This is a genomic window from Streptomyces cacaoi, assembly GCF_006539165.1.
Taxonomy (GTDB): domain Bacteria; phylum Actinomycetota; class Actinomycetes; order Streptomycetales; family Streptomycetaceae; genus Streptomyces; species Streptomyces cacaoi.
Map to the genome: position 1 here is coordinate 85,938 of NZ_BJMM01000004.1, position 19,156 is coordinate 105,093.

Annotated in this window: 12 protein-coding genes and 1 pseudogene; 7 read left to right on the plus strand and 6 right to left on the minus strand. The window is 73.0% G+C overall.

Translation table 11 applies throughout. The features are described from left to right. Positions 1-36: 36 nt before the first annotated feature. The 3 genes and pseudogenes from SCA03_RS05770 to SCA03_RS05780 all read right to left on the minus strand — a co-directional run bounded on the left by SCA03_RS05770 (position 37) and on the right by SCA03_RS05780 (position 2,897). Entirely contained in the window at positions 37-1,179 is a 1,143-nt protein-coding gene (locus SCA03_RS05770) for a tetratricopeptide repeat protein (protein ID WP_086815420.1), read from the minus strand. After that, a pseudogene (locus SCA03_RS05775) lies at positions 1,176-2,525 on the minus strand (ATP-binding protein). Before SCA03_RS05775 ends, SCA03_RS05770 begins: the two are co-directional and overlap by 4 nt. A gap of 168 nt (positions 2,526-2,693) precedes the next feature. Continuing rightward, positions 2,694-2,897, minus strand: a complete 204-nt coding sequence (locus SCA03_RS05780) for a cold-shock protein (RefSeq protein ID WP_030880301.1) — start codon at positions 2,895-2,897, stop codon at positions 2,694-2,696. 488 nt (positions 2,898-3,385) lie between these two features. Here SCA03_RS05780 and SCA03_RS05785 point away from each other — a divergent pair, with 488 nt between their 5' ends. The 7 genes from SCA03_RS05785 (at position 3,386) to SCA03_RS05815 (ending at position 15,363) form a co-directional block, all read left to right on the plus strand. Next, positions 3,386-4,246, plus strand: coding sequence for a menaquinone biosynthetic enzyme MqnA/MqnD family protein (locus SCA03_RS05785; protein WP_030880298.1), 861 nt, complete (start codon positions 3,386-3,388; stop codon positions 4,244-4,246). A 158-nt stretch (positions 4,247-4,404) separates the two neighbouring features. Next, on the plus strand, positions 4,405-6,237 hold the full coding sequence (locus tag SCA03_RS05790; protein ID WP_086814902.1) for a serine/threonine-protein kinase: 1,833 nt from the start codon (positions 4,405-4,407) through the stop codon (positions 6,235-6,237). A 110-nt stretch (positions 6,238-6,347) separates the two neighbouring features. Then, positions 6,348-7,559, plus strand: coding sequence for a cyclic dehypoxanthinyl futalosine synthase (gene mqnC, locus SCA03_RS05795; RefSeq protein WP_030880292.1), 1,212 nt, complete (start codon positions 6,348-6,350; stop codon positions 7,557-7,559). 58 nt (positions 7,560-7,617) lie between these two features. Beyond that, entirely contained in the window at positions 7,618-8,313 is a 696-nt protein-coding gene (locus SCA03_RS05800) for a demethylmenaquinone methyltransferase (RefSeq protein WP_030880290.1), read from the plus strand. Positions 8,314-8,839: 526 nt separating this feature from the next. Beyond that, positions 8,840-10,456 (plus strand): hypothetical protein, encoded by a 1,617-nt coding sequence (locus SCA03_RS05805; RefSeq protein ID WP_141275240.1) that lies wholly within the window; start codon positions 8,840-8,842, stop codon positions 10,454-10,456. 223 nt (positions 10,457-10,679) lie between these two features. Further along, positions 10,680-11,975 carry a geranylgeranyl reductase family protein gene (locus SCA03_RS05810; RefSeq protein WP_086817882.1) on the plus strand — a complete coding sequence of 432 codons (1,296 nt, stop codon included), beginning with the start codon at positions 10,680-10,682 and terminating at the stop codon, positions 11,973-11,975. Positions 11,976-12,303: 328 nt separating this feature from the next. Beyond that, positions 12,304-15,363 (plus strand): Tn3 family transposase, encoded by a 3,060-nt coding sequence (locus SCA03_RS05815; RefSeq protein WP_030892139.1) that lies wholly within the window; start codon positions 12,304-12,306, stop codon positions 15,361-15,363. A gap of 229 nt (positions 15,364-15,592) precedes the next feature. Here the strand turns inward: SCA03_RS05815 and SCA03_RS05820 are convergent, their stop codons facing one another. The 3 genes from SCA03_RS05820 to SCA03_RS05830 all read right to left on the minus strand — a co-directional run bounded on the left by SCA03_RS05820 (position 15,593) and on the right by SCA03_RS05830 (position 18,866). Next, positions 15,593-16,468, minus strand: coding sequence for an AraC family transcriptional regulator (locus tag SCA03_RS05820; protein WP_030892136.1), 876 nt, complete (start codon positions 16,466-16,468; stop codon positions 15,593-15,595). Positions 16,469-16,720: 252 nt separating this feature from the next. Next, a complete protein-coding gene (locus SCA03_RS05825) occupies positions 16,721-17,695 on the minus strand; it encodes a tyrosine-type recombinase/integrase (RefSeq protein ID WP_030892133.1) in 975 nt (324 codons plus the stop codon). Positions 17,696-18,044: 349 nt separating this feature from the next. Then, entirely contained in the window at positions 18,045-18,866 is an 822-nt protein-coding gene (locus SCA03_RS05830) for a C40 family peptidase (RefSeq protein ID WP_030880281.1), read from the minus strand. Positions 18,867-19,156 lie beyond the last annotated feature (290 nt).

A 19,156-nucleotide genomic window follows, 5' to 3' on the forward strand; every position in this document is an offset into this window, starting at 1 on the left:
CGCGGGCGGCCCGCCCGGGACCGCCCGCGGCCGGCGTCAGCCGTACAGGTCGTACCGGCCGCGCTCCAGCAGCACCTTCCGCCGGGCGTGGTCCGCGTACATGACGACGAGGTTCACCGCCCAGCCCGCGTGCACGAGCGTCTGCACCACCGCGCGGTCCGTCCAGCCGACCGCCACCACGGCCACCGCGCACAGCACACACCACGCGGCGCTCAGCGGTGCCGAACGCGCCAGCCACGAGCGGGCGCACAGCGCACGCATCCCGCGCCAGGCGCCACGCGGCAGCCGGCGCCAGGCGATGAGCAGCGACACGGCCCAGATACCGGCGATCCACGCCAGCCCGTAGAGCCGCGTGCCCCACTCCACCGGCAGTTCCCGCGGATCGTCCCCCGTGGGGAACGCCCGCGCGGCGACGGCGGCCACCACCAGGCACAGCAGCGCGATCCAGCGGGCGCGGCGCAGCAGCCGGTGGTAGCCGACGTCGAGATTGTGGCGCGCCACCTCGTCGTCCGGAGCGCCGGCCAGCAGACCGGAGCCCGCCGAGATGACGTCGGTGAGCCGCGCGTCGCCCAACTCCTCCTGGATGTCCACCAGATCGGCCCGGGCCCCCGCGTCCGCCGGGTCCAGCCGCAGCACCTCCGTCAACGCCTGCGCGGCCTCCCGGCGGTGGCCGCGCATGTGCTGGATGAGCGAGATCTGCCGGTACACCTTCGGCTCGTCCGGAGCGAGCCGGAGCGCCTCGCGCACCGCCTCCGCCGCCTCGTCCAGCTGCCTGCGGATGCCCTCCTCGGAGCGGTCGCCCGGCAGCCGGCGCAGTGCCTCGGACAGCGTCCAGTGCGTCGTCCACGACTCCGGGTCGGCGCGCACCGCCTCGCGCGCGGCCGTCAGCGCCTCCGGAAGCCGCCGCTCCCGCAGCAGCGCCGACGTCAACAGCCGGTACCCCCAGCCCAGTTCGGGCCGCAGCCGGACGAGCTGCGAGGCCGCCTCGACGGCGCCCGGGCCGTCCTCCAGATCGAGCCGGCAGCGGGCCAGATGGCCCCACGCCACAGCGTCCCCGGGCTCCTCGGCGAGCCGCTGCCCGAGCAGACCCGCCGCCTGCTGTGCGTACCCGGCCGCCAGCAGCGCGTCGGCCTTGGCCGCGATCTCCTCCCCGTGCGGGGCAGCGGGCACGGCGCTCACAGCATCTTCCTCCGCTTGAGGTACGCCAGCAGATCGTCGTACGTCCCGCCCTCGTTGGCGTACAGGGCCACGTTCCGCGCCGAGGCGAACCACGCCTCGGTGGACGGGCGCAGCTCCTTGGCCGCGGCGAGGAGATCGGGCATACCGATCATGCGGGGCTCGCCGCTGCGCACGGAGTCCATCAGGGCACGCTCCGAGGCGCTCTCGCACAGGTGGGCGAGGTCGGCCCCGGAGAACCCGTCGGTCCGGCGCGCCAGCTTCGCCAGGTCGACACCGGCCACGGGCCGCTCCCGCAGGTGGTAGTGGAGCACGGCCTGCCGCGCCGGTTCGTCCGGCGGCAGCACCAGCAGCGTGCGGTCCAGCCGCCCCGGCCTGCGCAGCGCGGAGTCCACATCCCAGGGATGGTTGGTGGCGGCCAGCACGAACACGCCCTCGTTGTCCTGGCTGACCCCGTCCAGCTCGGTCAGCAGCTGGTTGACGGTGGTACGCAGGCCGTTGTGCCGCATCCGGCTGCGCTTGCCGCCGAGCGCGTCCAGCTCGTCGAGGAAGACCACACAAGGGGCGTTCCGCCGGGCCGTGTTGAAGATGGCGGAGAGGTTCCGTTCGGACGCGCCGATCCACATGTCCAGCACATCGCTCAGCCCGATGCTGAGAAAGCTCGCGCCCAGCTCACCGGCGACCGCGCGGGCCAGGAAGGTCTTCCCGCAGCCGGGCGGCCCGTACAGCAGCAGCCCGCCGCGCAGGCTCTTGCCGTACAGCTTGCGCAGCTCCGGATTGCGCAGCGGCGCGAGGAACGCGGCCTCCAGCCGGTCCTTGACCTCCTGCATGCCCCCGACGTCCGCCAGCCGCAGCCCGTCGGGCCGCTCGACGTCCCACGCCGCGGGACCCTCCCCGCCGTCCCCGGCGTCCCCGGCACCCCCCGCGCTGTCGGCCGGCAGCGGCCGGTGCCGCCCGTCCCCGCCCGCGTCCTGCCCCTGGACGAACGGGGGTTGGACGATCCCCGCCACCTCGCCCTCGGCCTTGTGTCAGTCGAACCCGGCCGCCGGCCCCTGCGGCTGCCCGTCGGACGGCTGCCACTGCTCGGGGGCGGCGGCGGGCGCGGGCGCCGCCGCCGGTGCGGGGTCGGGGGTGTGGCCGCCCTGCCCGCCCATGGCGCGGCCCATCAGCGCCCGGGCCTCCTCGCTGTCCGGCTCGCGCTGGAGCGCGGCGGCGACTTCGACGACGGCCTCGCCGGAGCGCCCCGCGTCGAGCAGGAGCTGGGCCAGATGGAGGCGGAGCGGCACATCGTCCGGGGAGGCTGCGACGGCGCCTCGCAGGCTGTTGAGGAGAGGGGACTCATCGGGCATGGCGTTCACTCTAAGAGGCGACGCCGAGGGCCCGCGCCCGGCAGCGGTCCGGGCAGCAGATGCGGAAGAGGGGGACGCAGGGGAGCGGGGCAAAAGGCAGGAGCCCCCGCTCGGTCGCGGGGGCTCCTTGGGTACTGCGTGAGTCGGTGGGTGGTGCGTGTCTCGCGATTACTGCGCGGTGACGTTCTCCGCCTGCGGACCCTTCGGGCCCTGCGTGACGTCGAAGCTCACGATCTGGTTCTCTTCCAGGGAGCGGAAGCCGGACGCGTTGATCGCGGAGTAGTGAACGAAGACATCGGGACCGCCGCCGTCCTGGGCGATGAATCCGAAGCCCTTTTCGGCGTTGAACCACTTGACGGTTCCGGTGGCCATAAGCCCTCCTTGGGCCTATAAGGGTGTCCCTGCTCCCAGTCACCACGGAGCATCGCTCCGGAAGAGCCTGAAAACGAACAAGAGCCCGCGGTTACATGCTCCGCAGGCTCTGTACTGCAAGGGAAACCAAACTGCAACTTGCGTCGAGCCTAGCACGCTGGGTGCCCACCTGGAAGGTCTCGCGATCTTCCCACCCGTCTCCCCACCCACCGCCCCATGGCTACGGCGGGATGGTCACGTGGAGGTGGGGGCCGGGGGAGGCGAGGGGCAGGGGCGGAGCAACTGTGTAGCGCCACCCACCACCCCATGGCTACGGCGGGATGGTCATGTGGAGGTGGGGGCCGGGAGAGGCGAGGGGCAGGGGCGGAGCAACTGTGTAGCGCCCCGCCCCATGGGTACGGCGGGATGGTCAGGGGAGAGGGAGGAGGTGCGTACGGCGGGGCGACCGGGGAGAGGCGGGGGTGACGGGCGGGAGTAACCTCGCGAACGTGACACCTCAAGACGACAGCCCCAGGTCCCGCCCCCGGGTGGGGCACATCCAGTTTCTCAACTGCCTGCCCCTCTACTGGGGCCTCGTGCACACGCACTCCCTGCTCGATCTGAACCTGACCCGGGACACCCCGGAGAAGCTCAGCGAGATGGTGGTGGACGGCCGGCTGGACATCGGGCCCGTGACCTGCGTCGAGTACCTGCGGAACGCGGACGAGCTGGTCGCGTTCCCGGACATCGCGGTGGGCTGCGACGGCAACGTCATGTCGTGCGAGATCGTCTCCCGGGTGCCGCTCGACCAGCTCGACGGTGCCCGCGTCGCGCTGGGCTCCACCTCGCGCACCTCGGTCCGGCTGGCGCAGCTGCTGCTCGCGGAGCGCTACGGGGTGCAGCCGGAGTACTACACCTGCCCGCCCGATCTGGAGCAGATGATGAAGGAGGCGGACGCCGCCGTCGTCATCGGCGACGTCGGGCTCCGGGCGTATCTGCGGGATCTGCCGGAGGAGGGGCTGGAGGTCCACGACCTCGGCCGGCTGTGGAAGGAGTGGACGGGCCTTCCGTTCGTCTTCGCGATCTGGGCCGTGCGCCGGGACTTCCTCCAGGAGCACCCGGAGACCGCCCGCGAGGTGCACCGCGCCTTCCTGGCCTCCCGCGACCTGGCGCTGGCCGAGGTCGGCAAGGTGGCGGAGCACGCGGCGCGCTACGAGGTGTTCGAACCGGCCGTGCTGGAACGGTACTTCACCACCCTGGACTTCCGGTTCGGCGAGCGTCAGCTGGAGGGCGTCACCGAGTTCGCCCGGCGCACCGGGGACAGCACCGGGTTCCCGCCCGACGTACGGGTGGAGCTGCTCCGCCCCTGACGGCACCGCGCCGCCGTACCCTCCCGTCCGCCGTCGGGCCCGGCGCCCTGACGGACCGGCGCGGGCCCCGCCGTCCGGGCCTCTGCCCGAGCCCGTGGTCCGGGCCCGTGCGGGCCTAAGCTGGGGCGGCCGAGTCGGGAGAGTGGGGGACGGCGCGTATGCATCCGCTGGAGCCGGAGGATCCGCAGACGCTGGGGGAATACCGGCTGCTGCGCCGACTGGGGTCCGGCGGCATGGGCCGGGTGTATCTGGCGCGCTCCCGGGGTGGCCGGACCGTGGCGGTGAAGGTCGTCCATCCGCACTTCGCGGTGGACGAGCAGTTCCGTGGCCGGTTCCGGCGCGAGGTGGTCTCGGCGCGGCAGGTCGGCGGCGACTGGACGGCGCCCGTGCTGGACGCCGACACCGAGGGCCCGGTGCCGTGGGTGGCCACGGGGTATGTGGCGGGCCCCTCGCTGACACAGGCCGTCGAGGAGCACGGACCGCTGCCCGAGCCGTCGGTGCGCGCGATGGGCGCGGGGCTGGCGGAGGCGTTGCGGCAGGTGCACGGCCTGGGGCTGGTGCACCGGGATGTGAAGCCGTCCAACGTGCTGTTGGCGGTGGACGGCCCACGCCTGATCGACTTCGGGATCGCCCGGGCCACGGAGGGCTCGGCCTCGCTGACCTCCACCGGGGTCTCGATCGGCTCGCCCGGCTACATGTCGCCCGAGCAGGTGCTGGGCAGACCCGTGGACGGCGCCACCGACGTGTTCGCGCTCGGCGCGGTGCTGGCGTACGCGGCGACCGGCGGCGCGCCCTTCCCCGGCGACAGCTCCGCCGCGCTGCTGTACCGCATCGTCCACGAGGAGCCCGAACTCGACGGCATGGGCGGGCCGTTGCGCGAGCTGGTGGAGCGCTGTCTGGCCAAGGACCCGGAGGCGCGGCCGGATCCGCGGCGGGTCGCGACCGAGCTGGCGGGCGGGGAGCCGGGGGTCGCCGCGCTGGTGCGCGGCGGCTGGCTGCCGGCGCCGATCGTGGAGCAGCTGGGCAGACGCGCGGTCGAACTGCTCGATCTGGAGCCGGAGGCCCGCGACGTCTCGGGGCCCGTGCCGTTCACCAGCCCGTCCGAGGGGCCGGGGCCGGGGCCGCGGACGGGCCCGGCGGCCGTCGGGGGCACCGCCGGTCCCTTCGCGCACACGGGACCGCACGGGAGCGCGGGACCGCACGCGCACGCGAACGCGGACACGCACACGGGCGCGGGCGGCGGTGCGGGCGGCGGGGAGGCGGGGCCCGGTCAGGGGCGGCCCGCCGGTTTCGGTCCGCCCGACCCGTCGTACGGCCGCACCGGTGCCGCCGAAGGCGGCGATTCCGGTGGTGGTCGCGGCGTCGGTGTCGTCGTGCGGCGCGGCACCGGGGGTGGTGCCGGTCCAGGTGCCGGTTCAGGGGCCGGGGCGGACGGAGGGACGGCCGGGCGGCGGCGGGTGAGCTGCACGCTGGTGCTGACGCTCGCCTGCGTGGTGGCCGCCGCGCTGCTGGGCACCTACGTCCTCGGTGTGCTGGGCGTGCTGCCCGGCACCGGCGGCGAACGGGACAACAGCGCCGACCCGTCGGCCTCGCACAGCGCCCGGCCCGGGGACCGCCCCACGAACCGGCCGTCGGACGGCGCCCGCGCGACGGTGCCCGAGAAGTTCCTCGGCGACTGGCGCGGCGACCTCACCACGGACAAGGGCCTCCCGGGCGGCACGCTGACGATCACGTTCCGCGGCGGCGGCAAGGGCGATGTCGTCGCGACGGGCAAGGTCTCCATGGCCGGTACGGCGTGCGGCGGCGAGTGGCGGCTGCTGTCGGCGACGGACCGGGCGCTGCGGGTGGAGGCGTCCAAGACGACGGATTCCCCGCTGTGCACCGAGGGCGACGAGGAGACCTTCACGCTGCGCGCGGACGGCTCCCTGCGCTACGAGTCCGCCAACGAGGCGAGCGGCAACGCCGCGGGGACGCTCCGGAAGGCCGGCTGAGGCGCTGGCGTACGCTGGTCGGACGCCGCTGTGCGCCGCCCGGCCGGACGGTCCGTGCGGCGGGAGAGACAGATGAGCGACCTGATGTGCGACTTTGGGAGGGACGCCCGGTGACTGCGTACGCGTCGGATGGCGACCTGCAGCCCGTACTCGACCGCGCCGCCGCCGGCGGACGCATCACCCCCGAGGAAGCGCTCGATCTGTACCGCTTCGCCCCGCTCCACGCGCTGGGCGCCGCGGCCGACAGCGCCCGGCGCCGCCGCTACGCGGGCACCGAGCACATCGCGACGTACATCATCGAGCGGAACATCAACTACACCAACTCCTGCGTGACGGCGTGCAAGTTCTGCGCCTTCTACGCCTCGCCCAAGAGCGACAAGGTGTGGATCCGCGACCTCGACGACATCCTGCGCCGCTGTGCCGAGACCGTCGAACTGGGCGGCACGCAGATCATGTTCCAGGGCGGCCACCACCCGGACTTCGGTGTGGAGTACTACGAGGAGCACTTCGCCGCCATCAAGAAGGCGTTCCCCCAGCTGGTCATCCACTCCCTGGGGGCCAGTGAGGTCGAGCACATGGCGCGGATCTCCGGTGTCGGACCCGAGGAGGCGATCCGCCGGATCCACGCCGCCGGTCTCGACTCGTTCGCCGGCGCGGGCGCCGAACTCCTGCCGGCCCGGCCGCGCAAGGCCATCGCCCCGCTGAAGGAGTCCGGCGAACGCTGGCTGGAGATCATGGAGATCGCGCACGGCCTGGGCGTCGAGTCGACGTCCACGATGCTGATGGGCACCGGCGAGACCAACGCCGAGCGCATCGAGCACCTGCGCATGATCCGGGACGTACAGGACCGCACCGGCGGATTCCGGGCGTTCATCCCGTACACGTACCAGCCGGAGAACAACCATCTGAAGGGCCGCACGCAGGCCACGCTCTTCGAGTATCTGCGCATGATCGCGATCGCGCGGATCTTCCTCGACAACGTCGCGCACATCCAGGGCTCCTGGCTGACCACCGGCAAGGAGGTCGGCCAGCTGTCGCTGCACTACGGCGCCGACGACCTCGGCTCGGTGATGCTGGAGGAGAACGTCGTCTCCTCCGCCGGCGCGCGGCACCGCTCCAACCGGATGGAGCTGATCGAGCTGATCCGCGCCGCGGGCCGGGTGCCGGCGCAGCGCGCGACGACGTACGAACACCTCGTCGTGCACGACGACCCGGCGAACGACCCCGTCGACGACAAGGTCGTCTCCCATCTCTCGTCCACGGCTCTGGACGCCGCGCGGGCCGCCGCCGGCCAAGAGCTGCCGCTCGTCGACGCACGCTGAGGCAGGCTCGGCCGCCGCACTCCGGCAGGCCCCGAACAGGAACGGAAGCACCCGGCTCGTGACCCGCGCATCCCTGGACAAGCAGCCGCACGAGGTCGCCACCATGTTCGACGACGTGGCGGCGAAGTACGACCTCACCAACGATGTGCTCTCGCTCGGCCAGACGCGGCTGTGGCGCAGGGCCGTCGCCCGTTCCGTGGCCGCCCGGCCCGGGGAGCGCGTGCTCGATCTCGCGGCCGGCACCGGCACGTCCTCGCTGCCGTTCGTGGACGACGGCGCCTTCACCGTGCCGTGCGACTTCTCGCAGGGCATGCTCGCCGAGGGCAAGCGGCGCCACGCCTGGATGCCGTTCGTCGCCGGCGACGCGACCCGGCTGCCGTTCGCCGACGACAGCTTCGACGCCGTCACCCTCTCCTTCGGGCTGCGCAACGTGCAGGACACGGACGCCGCGCTGGCCGAGCTGTACCGGGTGACCAAGCCGCGCGGCCGGGTGCTGATCTGCGAGTTCAGCCATCCGACGTGGGCGCCCTTCCGCACCGTCTACACCGGCTATCTGATGCGTGCCCTGCCGCCGGTGGCGCGCGCGGTCAGCAGCAGCCCCGACGCGTACGTCTACCTCGCCGAGTCCATCCGCGACTGGCCGGACCAGCCGGCCCTCGCCGCCCGGCTCCAGGACGCCGGATGGGTCCGGGTCGCCTGGCGCAACCTCACCGGCGGCATCGTCGCGCTGCACCGGGGCTTCAAGCCCGCCTGACGGACGTCCGGTTCGCGGGCGCCGGCGCGGCGGGCGGCGCGTTCCGTCGGCGCCGCGCCCTCCCGGTGCGCGTTGCGCTTGGGTAACTCCCCTTCCCCGGCGGCCCGTTCACGGAAGACTGGACAGCGGTACACGCGTCCTCTTCCGCAGTACACGCCTCCTTTTCCGTGCGTGTGCCCGCGGCGTCCGCGCGTACCGTTGTCCCGCGCCGTGCCCGCCCGTGCCTCTTCACCGTCTCCGGAGCCTCATGTCGTCGCCCTGCCCGCACTGCGGTACGAGCTCGCCCGCCGAGGCCCGCTTCTGCATGTCCTGCGGTGCCGCCCGTCCCGTGCCCCCGCCCGCGGTCCCGGCCCCACCGACGGGGCCCGCCCCGGCCGGACCTCCCCCGGCAGAACCGCCCCTGACAGGGCCTCCCCCGGCAGGGCCTCCCTCGGCAGGTCCTCCCTCGGCGGGGCCTCCACCTTCCGTGCCCCCGCCCGCCGCGCCGTCGGCCCCGCCCCCGCCGCCGGTTCCGCCCGGCCGGCCGGTGCCCGGCCAGCCGGCGCCGGCCGTCCCGCCCGGGCCGCCGCCGGGTGCGCCCCCGCCGCCGGCCGCGCCGCCGAGCCGTCCGCCGTCGGCCGCCGGGCTGTTCCTCTCCCGGACCTTCACCGGTGACTGGGCCGGGGCGCTCCGGGTGGCGGTGTGGCCGACGGCCCTGCTGTTCGTGCTGGCCTGCGGGCTGGGCATCTGGTCGCATCCGGACGTCGACGAGCTGGAGATCGGCTGGGGCACCCGGATGCGGGTCGCGTTGGCGGTGCTGCTGCGCGGCATCGGCGGCGGGCTCAGCCTCTCCTCGGGCGGCGGCTCGCTCGCGCCGGAGGGCGACGGGCCGGACAGCGGCTGGGGCGAGGGCGTGACCGGGGCCGGGGTCACCGGCCACATCACCGTCTCCTGGATCCCGCTGCTCGCCACCGCGGTGTGGCTCGCCGCGCTGATCCTCGCCGCCGGACGGGCACGGCGCCGGCTCGCGGGCGCGCCCGCGACCGCCGGCCCGGAGGCGGCGCTGCGCATCGGACTGCTGTGCGCCGTGGGCGCGTTCGCGCTCGCGCTGTACGCCCAGCCCTCCTACGAGGGCGCCGAGCTGGACTCCTCGCCCGGACTCACGCTGCTGTGGGCGTTCCTGCTCGGCACGGTCACCGCGGGCCTGGTGCTCTCGCGCGGCGCGCTGGACGCGTACCTCGCGGCCCGCCGCTCGCCCGGGCCGCGGATCGCGCTGGGTGCGCTGCGGACGGCGCTGCTGGCGCTGGTGCTCGTGCTGGCCCTGGCCTCCGTCGTCACCTGGCTCGTCGCCGTCGTGACCGAGGAGGACGCGGACGGCGGTCTGCTGGCCGCCTCGCTCGGACTGCTGCCGAACCTGGGCGCGCTGGGGCTGGCGTTCGCCTGGGGCGCCCCGCTGGAGGGGCGGTGGAGCTCCACCGTGGGCGGCGGCACCGGACACCATTCCGCCGGCTACGGCGAACTCCTCGACGCACACGGGGCGTGGGCTGTCGTCGGCACCCTCGCGGGAGGGCTCGTCTGCGCGCTGATCCTCGGGCTGCTGACCGCGCGGCGCGCAGCCGATCAGCGGGAACGGCTGCTGACCGGCGCCTTCTTCGTGGGCGCCGTGCTCCTGCTGGTCCAGCTGGCCGGGCTCGGCTTCACGATGGACTTCGTGCGGGGCGACGGGGGCGGCTCGGCCGGTGGCTACGGCGACACGGGAGGCACCGAGTCCGTCCGGGCCTCCTTCGAACTGGCGGCGGGCGGGGCCGAACTCCTGCTGTTCGCCCTGCTGTGGTCGTTCGGCGGCGTGCTGCTGGCCCCCTACCTCCTCGCCCCCTTCCGCGGACGCCGCACACCGCCGGCCCCGGACCCGTACACCGTTCCGTACCCCGGCGGCCCGAACGTCGGCCCGTACACCGGTGGCCCGTACCCGGGGCCGTACTCCGGCAGCCCGTACTCCGCCCCGGCCGGTGGCCCGTACCCGGCGCCGTACGGAGACGGTCACAGATACGGGCGGGGGCAGGGACAGAGTCAGGGCCAGGGACACAGCCAGGGCCAGGGCCAGGGACCGGGGCCGGGCGGGACGCCGGGGCCGGGCGACGGGGGCGTGCCGCCGCCACGCTGACGGCAGGGCGGGCCGGACGCGGGCGGACGCGGGTGGGACGCGGGCCGGGCACAGGGGGAACGCAGGCCGGGCGCAGGCGGAACGCGGGCCGGGCGCGGCGCGGGCGTCGGGCGGTGCCGGGCCGTGGGCGGGCCCGGGCCGCCGCCCCGGAGACGGTGCCGTCCCGAACGCCCGCATAGACTGGCGCGGACAGCCATCCCCCAGCCAGCACGCGGGAGTCCTCGTGGCCGACACCGACGCGAAGCCAGCCTCCGAGCGGACCGCCGATGTGATCGTCGTCGGAGCGGGGCCCGCCGGTTCCGCCACCGCCTACCACCTCGCCCGCAGCGGTCTGGACGTTCTGCTGCTGGAGAAGACGGCGTTCCCGCGGGAGAAGGTGTGCGGCGACGGGCTCACCCCGCGCGCCACCAAGCAGCTCGTCGCGATGGGCATCGACATCTCCGAGGAGGCCGGCTGGCTGCGCAACAAGGGCCTGCGCATCATCGGCGGCGGTCAGCGTCTCCAGCTCGACTGGCCGGAGCTGGCCAGCTACCCCGACTACGGACTCGTCCGCAAGCGCGACGACTTCGACGAGCAGCTCGCCCGGCAGGCGCAGAAGGCGGGCGCCCGGCTGTACGAGCGGTGCAACGTCTCCGAGCCCGTGCTGGACGAGCGCACCGGGCACATCACCGGCGTGCACGCCAAGCTCGGCGAGGAGAAGACACCGGTTACCTTCCACGCGCCGGTCGTCGTCGCCGCCGACGGCAACTCCACGCGGCTGTCCCTGAAGATGGGCCTGCACCGCCGGGAGGACCGCCCCATGGGCGTCGCGGTGCGCACCTACTTCACCTCGCCCCGGCACGACGACGACTATCTGGAGTCCTGGCTGGAGCTGTGGGACCGGCGCGGCTCGCAGGACAGGCTGCTGCCCGGCTACGGCTGGATCTTCGGCATGGGGGACGGCACCTCCAACGTCGGCCTGGGCGTGCTCAACACCTCCGCCTCGTTCAAGGAGCTGGACTGGCGCGAGATCCTCAAGGCGTGGTGCGCCTCCATGCCCGAGGAGTGGGGCTATGCGCCCGACAACATGACGGGCCCGATCCGCGGCGCCGCGCTCCCGATGGCCTTCAACCGGCAGCCGCACTACACCCGCGGGCTGCTGCTGGTCGGTGACGCCGGCGGCCTCGTCAACCCGTTCAACGGCGAGGGCATCGCCTACGCCATGGAGTCCGGCGTCATCGCCGCCGAGACGATCGTCCAGGCGCACGCGCGTGCCACCCGCGCCCAGCGGGAGCTGGCGCTCCAGCGCTACCCGAAGGTGCTCAAGGACACCTACGGCGGCTACTACACGATGGGCCGCGCCTTCGTGAAGCTCATCGGCAATCCGAAGGTCATGAAGCTGGCGACCGAACGGGGCCTGACGCACCCGCTCCTGATGCGCTTCACCCTGAAGATGCTCGCCAACCTCACCGACCCCACCGGCGGTGACGCGATGGACCGCATCATCAACGGCCTGGCCAAGGTCGCCCCGCGCGCCTGAGGAACCGGCTGCGCCGGAGGAGCCCACGCGCGCACGGGGCGGGCCGGGGCCCGGCCGGACCCCGGCCCCCGGAGCCGCCCCCGTCCCCGCAGGGCAGAGACAGCCCCCCCCACAGCGCGGGACAGATCCTTACGGCACGAGACTTACGGCACGAGACAGCCCCCTGTACGGCAACAGCCCTCTACGGCAACAGCCCTGTACGGGGCTTGAGGAACATCGGAACGGAATCCGGCGCTAAGCCCGCTCGGGGCGCGAGAGGGCTTTGACCTGGGGAACTTGGGCGGCTGATCTTCGGCAGTCGTATTGATCGACTGTCTGGAGGTTCGGGGTGCCGGTTGAGTTTCTGACGGATGAGCAGGCGGCTGCGTACGCGGCGTACAGCGGGGCGCCGTCCCGCGCGGAGCTGGAGCGGTTTTTCTTCCTGGACGACGCGGACCGGGAGTTGATCGAGGGCAAGCGGCGGGCGCACAACCGGCTCGGCTTCGCGGTGCAGCTCACGACCGTCCGCTATCTCGGGGTGTTCCCGGACGACCCGGCCGATGTGCCGGCGGAGGTCGCGGACTACCTCGCCGAGCAGCTCGGCATCGCGGACGCGTCGGTGCTGAAGGCGTACGGGGAGCGGGAGAACACGCGCCTGGCTCACGTGCGAGAGCTGCGCCGCGGGCTGGAGTACACCGAGTTCGCCGAGCGGGAGGCCGAGCTGCGGTCCTGGGTGGATGCGCGGGCCTGGACCACGGGCGAGGGGCCGAAGGCGTTGTTCGATGCGGCGGTGAGCTGGCTGCGTGAGCGGCGGGTGCTGCTTCCCGGTGTGACGACGCTGACGCGGCTGGTCGCCTCGGTGCGGGAGGCGGCGAACCACCGGTTGTGGGAGACGCTGTACGGATTGCTGAACGTCGGGCAGCGGGCGGTGCTGGACTCCCTGCTGACGGTGCCGCCCGGTGAGCGGGTCTCCGAGCTGGACCGGCTGCGGCGCGGTCCGGTGCGCATCTCCGGGCCGCAGATGAAATGGGCGCTTCAGCGGGCCCGCGAGATCGCCGAGTTGGGGATGGGCGAGCTGGACGTCTCCGCGATCCCGCCGCGTCGGCTGGCGGAGCTGTCCCGGTACGGGGTGGACGGCAAGGCGTCTCTGCTGCGGCGGCACGGCGACTCGCGGCGGCTGGCGACGCTGCTGGCCACCACTGTGTACCTGACGAGCCGGGCGGTGGACGACGCGCTGGATCTGCTGGAGGTGCTGATCGCCACCAAGCTGCTGGCCAGGGCGGAGCGGGAGACGGCCAAGGAGAAGCTGAAGACGCTGCCGCAGGTCGAGCGGGCCTCGGCGAAGCTGGCCACCGCGTTCCAGGTCGTGCTGGAGACCACTTCCGAGCAGGTCGATGTCGGCACCGGCGAGGTGACGGGGCCGAAGGTGGAGACGGTGGCCGCGATGTGGGAGCAGATCGAGGCGGTGGTGCCGCGCGAGGAACTGGCCGCCGCGATCGCCGCCCTCTTCGAGCTGACACCGCCGCTGGACTCGGACGCGGACGAGGCATGGCGGGCGATGCTGGTGAGCCGCTTCGGCACCGTGCGGCCGTTCCTCAAGCTGCTGGTGGAGGTTGTGGACTTCGGTGCCACGCCGGAGGGGATGCCGGTGCTGAAGGCGCTGAAGTCCCTGCCGGGAATGATGGGCCGCAAGAAGGTCGGCCCGGCCGAGATCGACACCGGCCTGCTGGTCGGGTCGTGGCGGCGGCTGGTGCTCTCGGCGCCGCACCTGGAGCCGGGCACGGTGGACTGGAAGGCGTACACGTTCTGCGTTCTGGAGTCCTTTCACCGGATGCTGCGGAGCAAGCAGGTGTTCGCGCGCAACTCCTCGAAGTGGGGCGACCCGCGGGCGAAGCTGCTGGACGGGGCGGCGTGGGAGCAGGCCAAGCCCACCGTGCTGGCCTCCCTCGGTCTGCCCGAGCACGCCGACGAACACCTTCAGGCTCGGGCTGCGCTACTGGACGGCACCTACCGGGAGGTCGCAACGCGGGTGCCGGAGAACTCGCAGGTCGTCTTCGACGACGACGGGCGGCTGCACTTCGCCGCGCTGGAGCCGGAGCCCGAGCCCGCTTCACTGCTGGACCTGCGCGCCGCGGTGGGTGCGATGCTGCCGCGCGTGGACCTGCCCGAGGTGCTGCTGGAGGTCTTCTCCTGGACCGGCGCCGACCAGGCGTTCACCTCGGTCACCGGCGGTGAGGCGCGCTTGCGGGACCTGCACGTGACGATCGCCGCGCTGCTGGTCGCCCACGGCTGCAACGTCGGCTACACCCCCGTGATCGGCGGCGTCGACGCGCTGAAGTACGGGCGGCTCTCCCACGTGGACCAGACGTATCTGCGGCTGGCGACCTATCGGGCGGCGAACGCAGCGCTGATCGACTACCAGGCGTCTATCCCGCTCGCGCAGGCGTGGGGCGGCGGGCTGGTGGCCTCGGTGGACGGGATGCGGTTCGTGGTGCCGGTGCCCAGTGTGTACGCCCGCCCCAACCCCCGGTACTGGCCCACGCGGCGGGGCGGGGCTACGTGGTTGAACATGCTCAACGACCAGGCCGCGGGGCTGGGCGGGAAGGTAGTGGCCGGCACCCCGCGCGACTCGCTGTACGTGCTGGATGTGCTCTACGACCGCGACGGCGGACGGCGCCCCGAGATGATCGTCACCGACACCGCGAGCTACAGCGACATCGTCTTCGGGCTGCTCACCCTCGCCGGATACACCTACGCCCCACAGCTCGCCGACCTGCCCGACCAGAAGATGTGGCGCATCGACCGCACCGCCGACTACGGCGCCTTCACCGACGCCGCCCGCGGCCGGATCGACCTCGCAAGGGTCGAACGCCACTGGGAGGACATCCTGCGGATCATCGGTTCCATCCACACCGGCGCCGTCCGCGCCTACGACGTCATCCGGATGCTCTCGCGCGACGGCCGCCCCACCCCGCTCGGCGGCGCGATCGCCCACTACGGCCGGATCTCCAAGACCCTGCACATCCTCCGCCTGGCCGACGAGCCCGGCTACCGCCGCCAGATCAAGGTGCAGGCCAACCTCCAGGAAGGCCGCCACGCGCTCGCGCGGAAGATCTTCCACGGCAAGAACGGGCAGCTCTACCAGCGCTACCAGGACGGCATGGAAGACCAGATCGGCGCGCTCGGCCTGGTCCTCAACGCCGTCGTCCTGTTCAACACCCGGTACATGGACGCCGCCGTCACCCAGCTCCGTACGGACGGCTTCGACGTGCGCGACGAGGACGTCGCCCGCCTCTCGCCGTTCACCCGGCACCACATCAACATGCTCGGCCGGTACTCCTTCCAGCTTCCCGACCTGCCCGGCGGCCTGCGCCCGCTGCGTGACCCGGACGCCGTCGAGGAAGGATGAGCCCGGCTGTCAGTGGGCGGCGACAGCGTGAGTGCTGGCCGCCGCACGTCGGGCCCGACTCCGAGCTGCACCCGCCCTCTGTCCTCGGTCGCCTCTCCTCGGCGTGAGCAAGGATACGGCGGCTCGGAGTCGGGCTGACGTGTGGCGGCCCGACTCCCACGGTAGACCCGCCCGTTTCAGGGCAAGCGGCGGCGGATCCCGGGGTGCCGGGACCCTGCCGCTGCTCGTGTCACTCGGCTTCGGCCTCGACCGGGAGCCAGAGCTCGCAGGTGGCGGTGCTGAAGTCCTCGGCGCGCTCCAGGACGGCGACGATCGAGGGGCCGGGGCGCAGCCGCCACGGGTTGGACGGGAACCACTCGGTGGCGGTCGCTGCCCACGTCGTCTGCAGGGCGTCCGGGTGTGGGCCGCTGGTGCGGAAGACCGCCCACATGCCGCCCGGCACCTCGATGACGTCGAGGTCGTCGGGCGCCGGAGTGTCCCGGCCCTGGGCGACTCCGTGCAGATAGGTCAGCTCCGTGCCCTCCCGGCTGTCGGGGTCGGCGTCGTCGCAGACCTGCAGCAGGCCCGCGGGCTCCGTGGTGCTGAGCCCCTTCAGGCGCGCGTGCTCCTCCTGCGGCAGCGAGGCGATGTGTTCCTGGATGTGGGGGTTGACGCCCACGTGGATGAGAGGGACCCGGGCCGCGTGCCCGACCAGGCGGAACGCGGGGCGGTCGACGATGCGGGTGTCCATGGGGGTGCTCCCTTCGACGGTCAGGCGGAACCTGAGCTGCGGTTGTGATCGCAGGGGGCCTCCGTCCCGGCGCACGTCACCGGGCCCGGCGCCGTGCACCGCCCGGAACGCGCGGCCGAACGCCTCGCTGGAGCCGTAGCCGTGCCGGACGGCGATGCTCAGCAGGTCCTCGTCGCCCCGGACGATGTCGGCCGCGGCCACGGTCATCCGGCGCCGCCGCACGTACTCCGACAGCGGCATGCCGGCGAGCGAGGAGAACATCCGGCGCAGGTGGTACTCGGTGGTGCCGAGCATCGCGGCCAGCGCGCGGACGTCGAGCTGCTCGGTGAGCTGCTCCTCGACCACGTCGACGAGTTGGTTGAGTGCCGAGATCATGAGCCTCCCTTTCGACTCCCACCCTGGCCGGGGGCGCTGTGGCCGCGCCCGATCGTTGCGGTCCGGTTCGATCACGGCGCGGCCCCCATCGTCGCGGACACCCTCGGCCACCACGAGGGTCCGCCTCGCCGGTGGCCGCCCGGCCCGTGGTGTGTGGTCCGCGAGCTGCTGGACGGCAACACCGGCCGCCTGGTGCCCACACTGAACTGCCAGCCGTGTGTCAGCTCCTCGCCCCTGGACGAGGACGGCCCTTCAGCGGCGGGCGTCGCCGGGCGCGAGCAGGCTGGTGAGGTCGGAGAGCGCCTCGGGCGAGGGCTTGAAGTAGCGGCGGACGTTCTCCGGCTTCTTGTGCCGGGACTTCGCCATGAGCATCGGCAGGCTCGCGCCGTTCTCTCCGAGGTGGGTGAGGCCGGAGTGCCGGTATTCGTGCAGGTCCCAGCCCGTGCCCGGCCCGGCGAGGGCGGTGTGCTCATCCAGCAGTGCGCGGGCCTGGCCGTACGAGAGGCGGGCCAGTCCGGTGTCCGGGCAGACGTCGCGGGCGCTGAGGACCTTGCCGGGGCCGGGGCGGCGGTGGGTGGTGAAGACCGGGCCGCGCGTGCGGCCCTTGATCAGCCGGGGCAGGAGCCTGGCAGTCCCGGCGTCCCAGTACACGGTCTCCAGCACGAAGTCCTCGCGCACCGCACCGCGGCGGCGCGTACGCGGCTGGGCGCCCTTCGCTTTCACCGGGGCCCGGCGCCCGGCCAAGTCCAGTTCCTCGATGTTGACTTCGAGGATCTCCTCCGAGCGCGCGCAGGTCTCATACAGCATCCGCCACAGCGTCTTCTCCCGCAGGTGCACCTCGCGCCGCGCGATCAGCCGGTCGATCGCCATCTTCGAGCGGGCCGGGGTCTCCGACTCCGGCGGCGGCATCCGCTTCGCCCAGGCCGGCACCTGCGGCCCGTCGTACCCGCGCTCGGCACACCAGCCCAGCCACGAGAGCACCGCCGCCCGCCGCGCGTTCCAGGTATTGACCGACGCCTCGCCCCACAGCAATTCCAGAGCCCCGCCCACGTCGTCGTCCGCGACCGCCGCCAACGGGCGACCCTCGCCGAGCCGTTCGGCGGTCTTGCCGACCCCGATCCCGTAGTTGCGGACCGTGTTCGGGTTGCCGAGCGAATCCAGGAACGCGTCCGCCGCGGTCCTCACGGTCATCGCCTTCCCGGCGGGCAGTTGCACGACGGTGGGCACGGTCTCTCCCTTGACGCAGATAACGGGGTCGCTTCGCGCACGGCCCCGCAGACGTCACCGCAGGTCGTGATCAACGATGGCGCAGATAATAGGGCGTTATCCGTGGGATGACTTCAGACGGGTCCGGCGGCCGACGATCCGTCAGCCGCCCACCAGGGCCGATCGAGGCTTAGCGCCGGTTTCCGTTCCGATGTTCCTCAAGCCCCTGTACGGCATGCGAGAGGCCCCCACCGCGGTCGCGATGGGGGCCTCTCGTACGGCCGTCGTCGGCTGCGTCAGCGGCGCCGATGGTGCCGGCGGTGCCGACTGCGTCAGCGGTGCCGACTGCGTCAGCGGTGCCGGCTGTGACTCACAGGACGCGGACGGCTCCGGTGGGCTGGTCGTAGCTCATGGGGCGCTCCACGATGCCGGTGGAGGAGTTCTGGGCGCCGATGAACTTGCCGCCGCCGACGTACACCGCCACGTGGTAGGCGCTGCCGGCGCTGCCCCAGTAGAGGATGTCGCCCGGCTGCACGTTGTCCAGGGAGACGGGGGTGCCCGCCGTGGACTGCGGCTGGGAGGTGCGCGGCAGGTCGATGCCGACCTGCTTGAAGGCCGCGCTCGTCAGGCCGGAGCAGTCGTAGGCGGAGGGGCCGGTGGCACCGAGCACATAGGACTTGCCGACCTGCGCCCGCAGGAAGTTGAGGACGGTGGCCACATTGCCGCCCTGGGGCTTGGAGGCGGTCTCGCTGGCGGGAGCGGACGCGGTGCTGAGGGAGGAGCGCTCGGCGGAGCGGGACGCCCGCTGCGCGGCGGCCTCGGCCTTCTTCTTCGCCTCGGCCTTGCGCTTGGCCTCGGCGCGGGCCTTGGCCTCGGCCTTCTCCTTGTTCTCCTGGGCCTGCTCCTTGGCCTTGGTCGCCGCGGCGTCCTTGGCCTCCTGGAGCTGGTACTGCTGAGCCGAAGCCTGCATCGACTCGGCCGCGCGGGAGGTGGAGCTCTCCAGATCGCCGGAGAGCGTCGGCATCTCCACGGTCTCGGCCGGCGCGCTCTTGTCGGACGCGAGGGCCGGGGCCGCCGCCGCGGTGAGGGCGATGGTGCCCATCACGCCGCCCGTGACGCCCGCACGCAGTGCCGTGTTCATCTTGCGGGAGCGGGGCTTCCGGTGGCTGGGTATCTGAGCTTTCGGGGACATGAGGGAATGCCTAGCAGGCGCCGAACCCTCGGCTCAACAAACGTGCGATGCGCCACAGTCGACGCGTACACGGCTGGTTGAGACCTCAAGGAGCCACGCACGGAGCCCCGGAGAGCATGATCGATTCCCAACTACGGGGCCGAGACCTGGTACTTGTCCGCTATGCCGGAATTTATGTCACGGCGATATCACGGCAGCAAGCGACCGCGCAAAGAAGTCAGTGGCTGCCGCGATTTCCTGTGGCGCAGCTCACGTGAACCCCGGGCAACTCGACGAGTGAACCGGGCATT

Bases quoted from the DNA above. Each gene is read 5' to 3' on its own strand.
- SCA03_RS05780 (WP_030880301.1), bottom strand. From the start codon at position 2,897: ATGGCCACCGGAACCGTCAAGTGGTTCAACGCCGAAAAGGGCTTCGGA.
- SCA03_RS05790 (WP_086814902.1), top strand. From the start codon at position 4,405: ATGCATCCGCTGGAGCCGGAGGATCCGCAGACGCTGGGGGAATACCGG.
- SCA03_RS05820 (WP_030892136.1), bottom strand. From the start codon at position 16,468: ATGATCTCGGCACTCAACCAACTCGTCGACGTGGTCGAGGAGCAGCTC.
- SCA03_RS05830 (WP_030880281.1), bottom strand. From the start codon at position 18,866: ATGTCCCCGAAAGCTCAGATACCCAGCCACCGGAAGCCCCGCTCCCGC.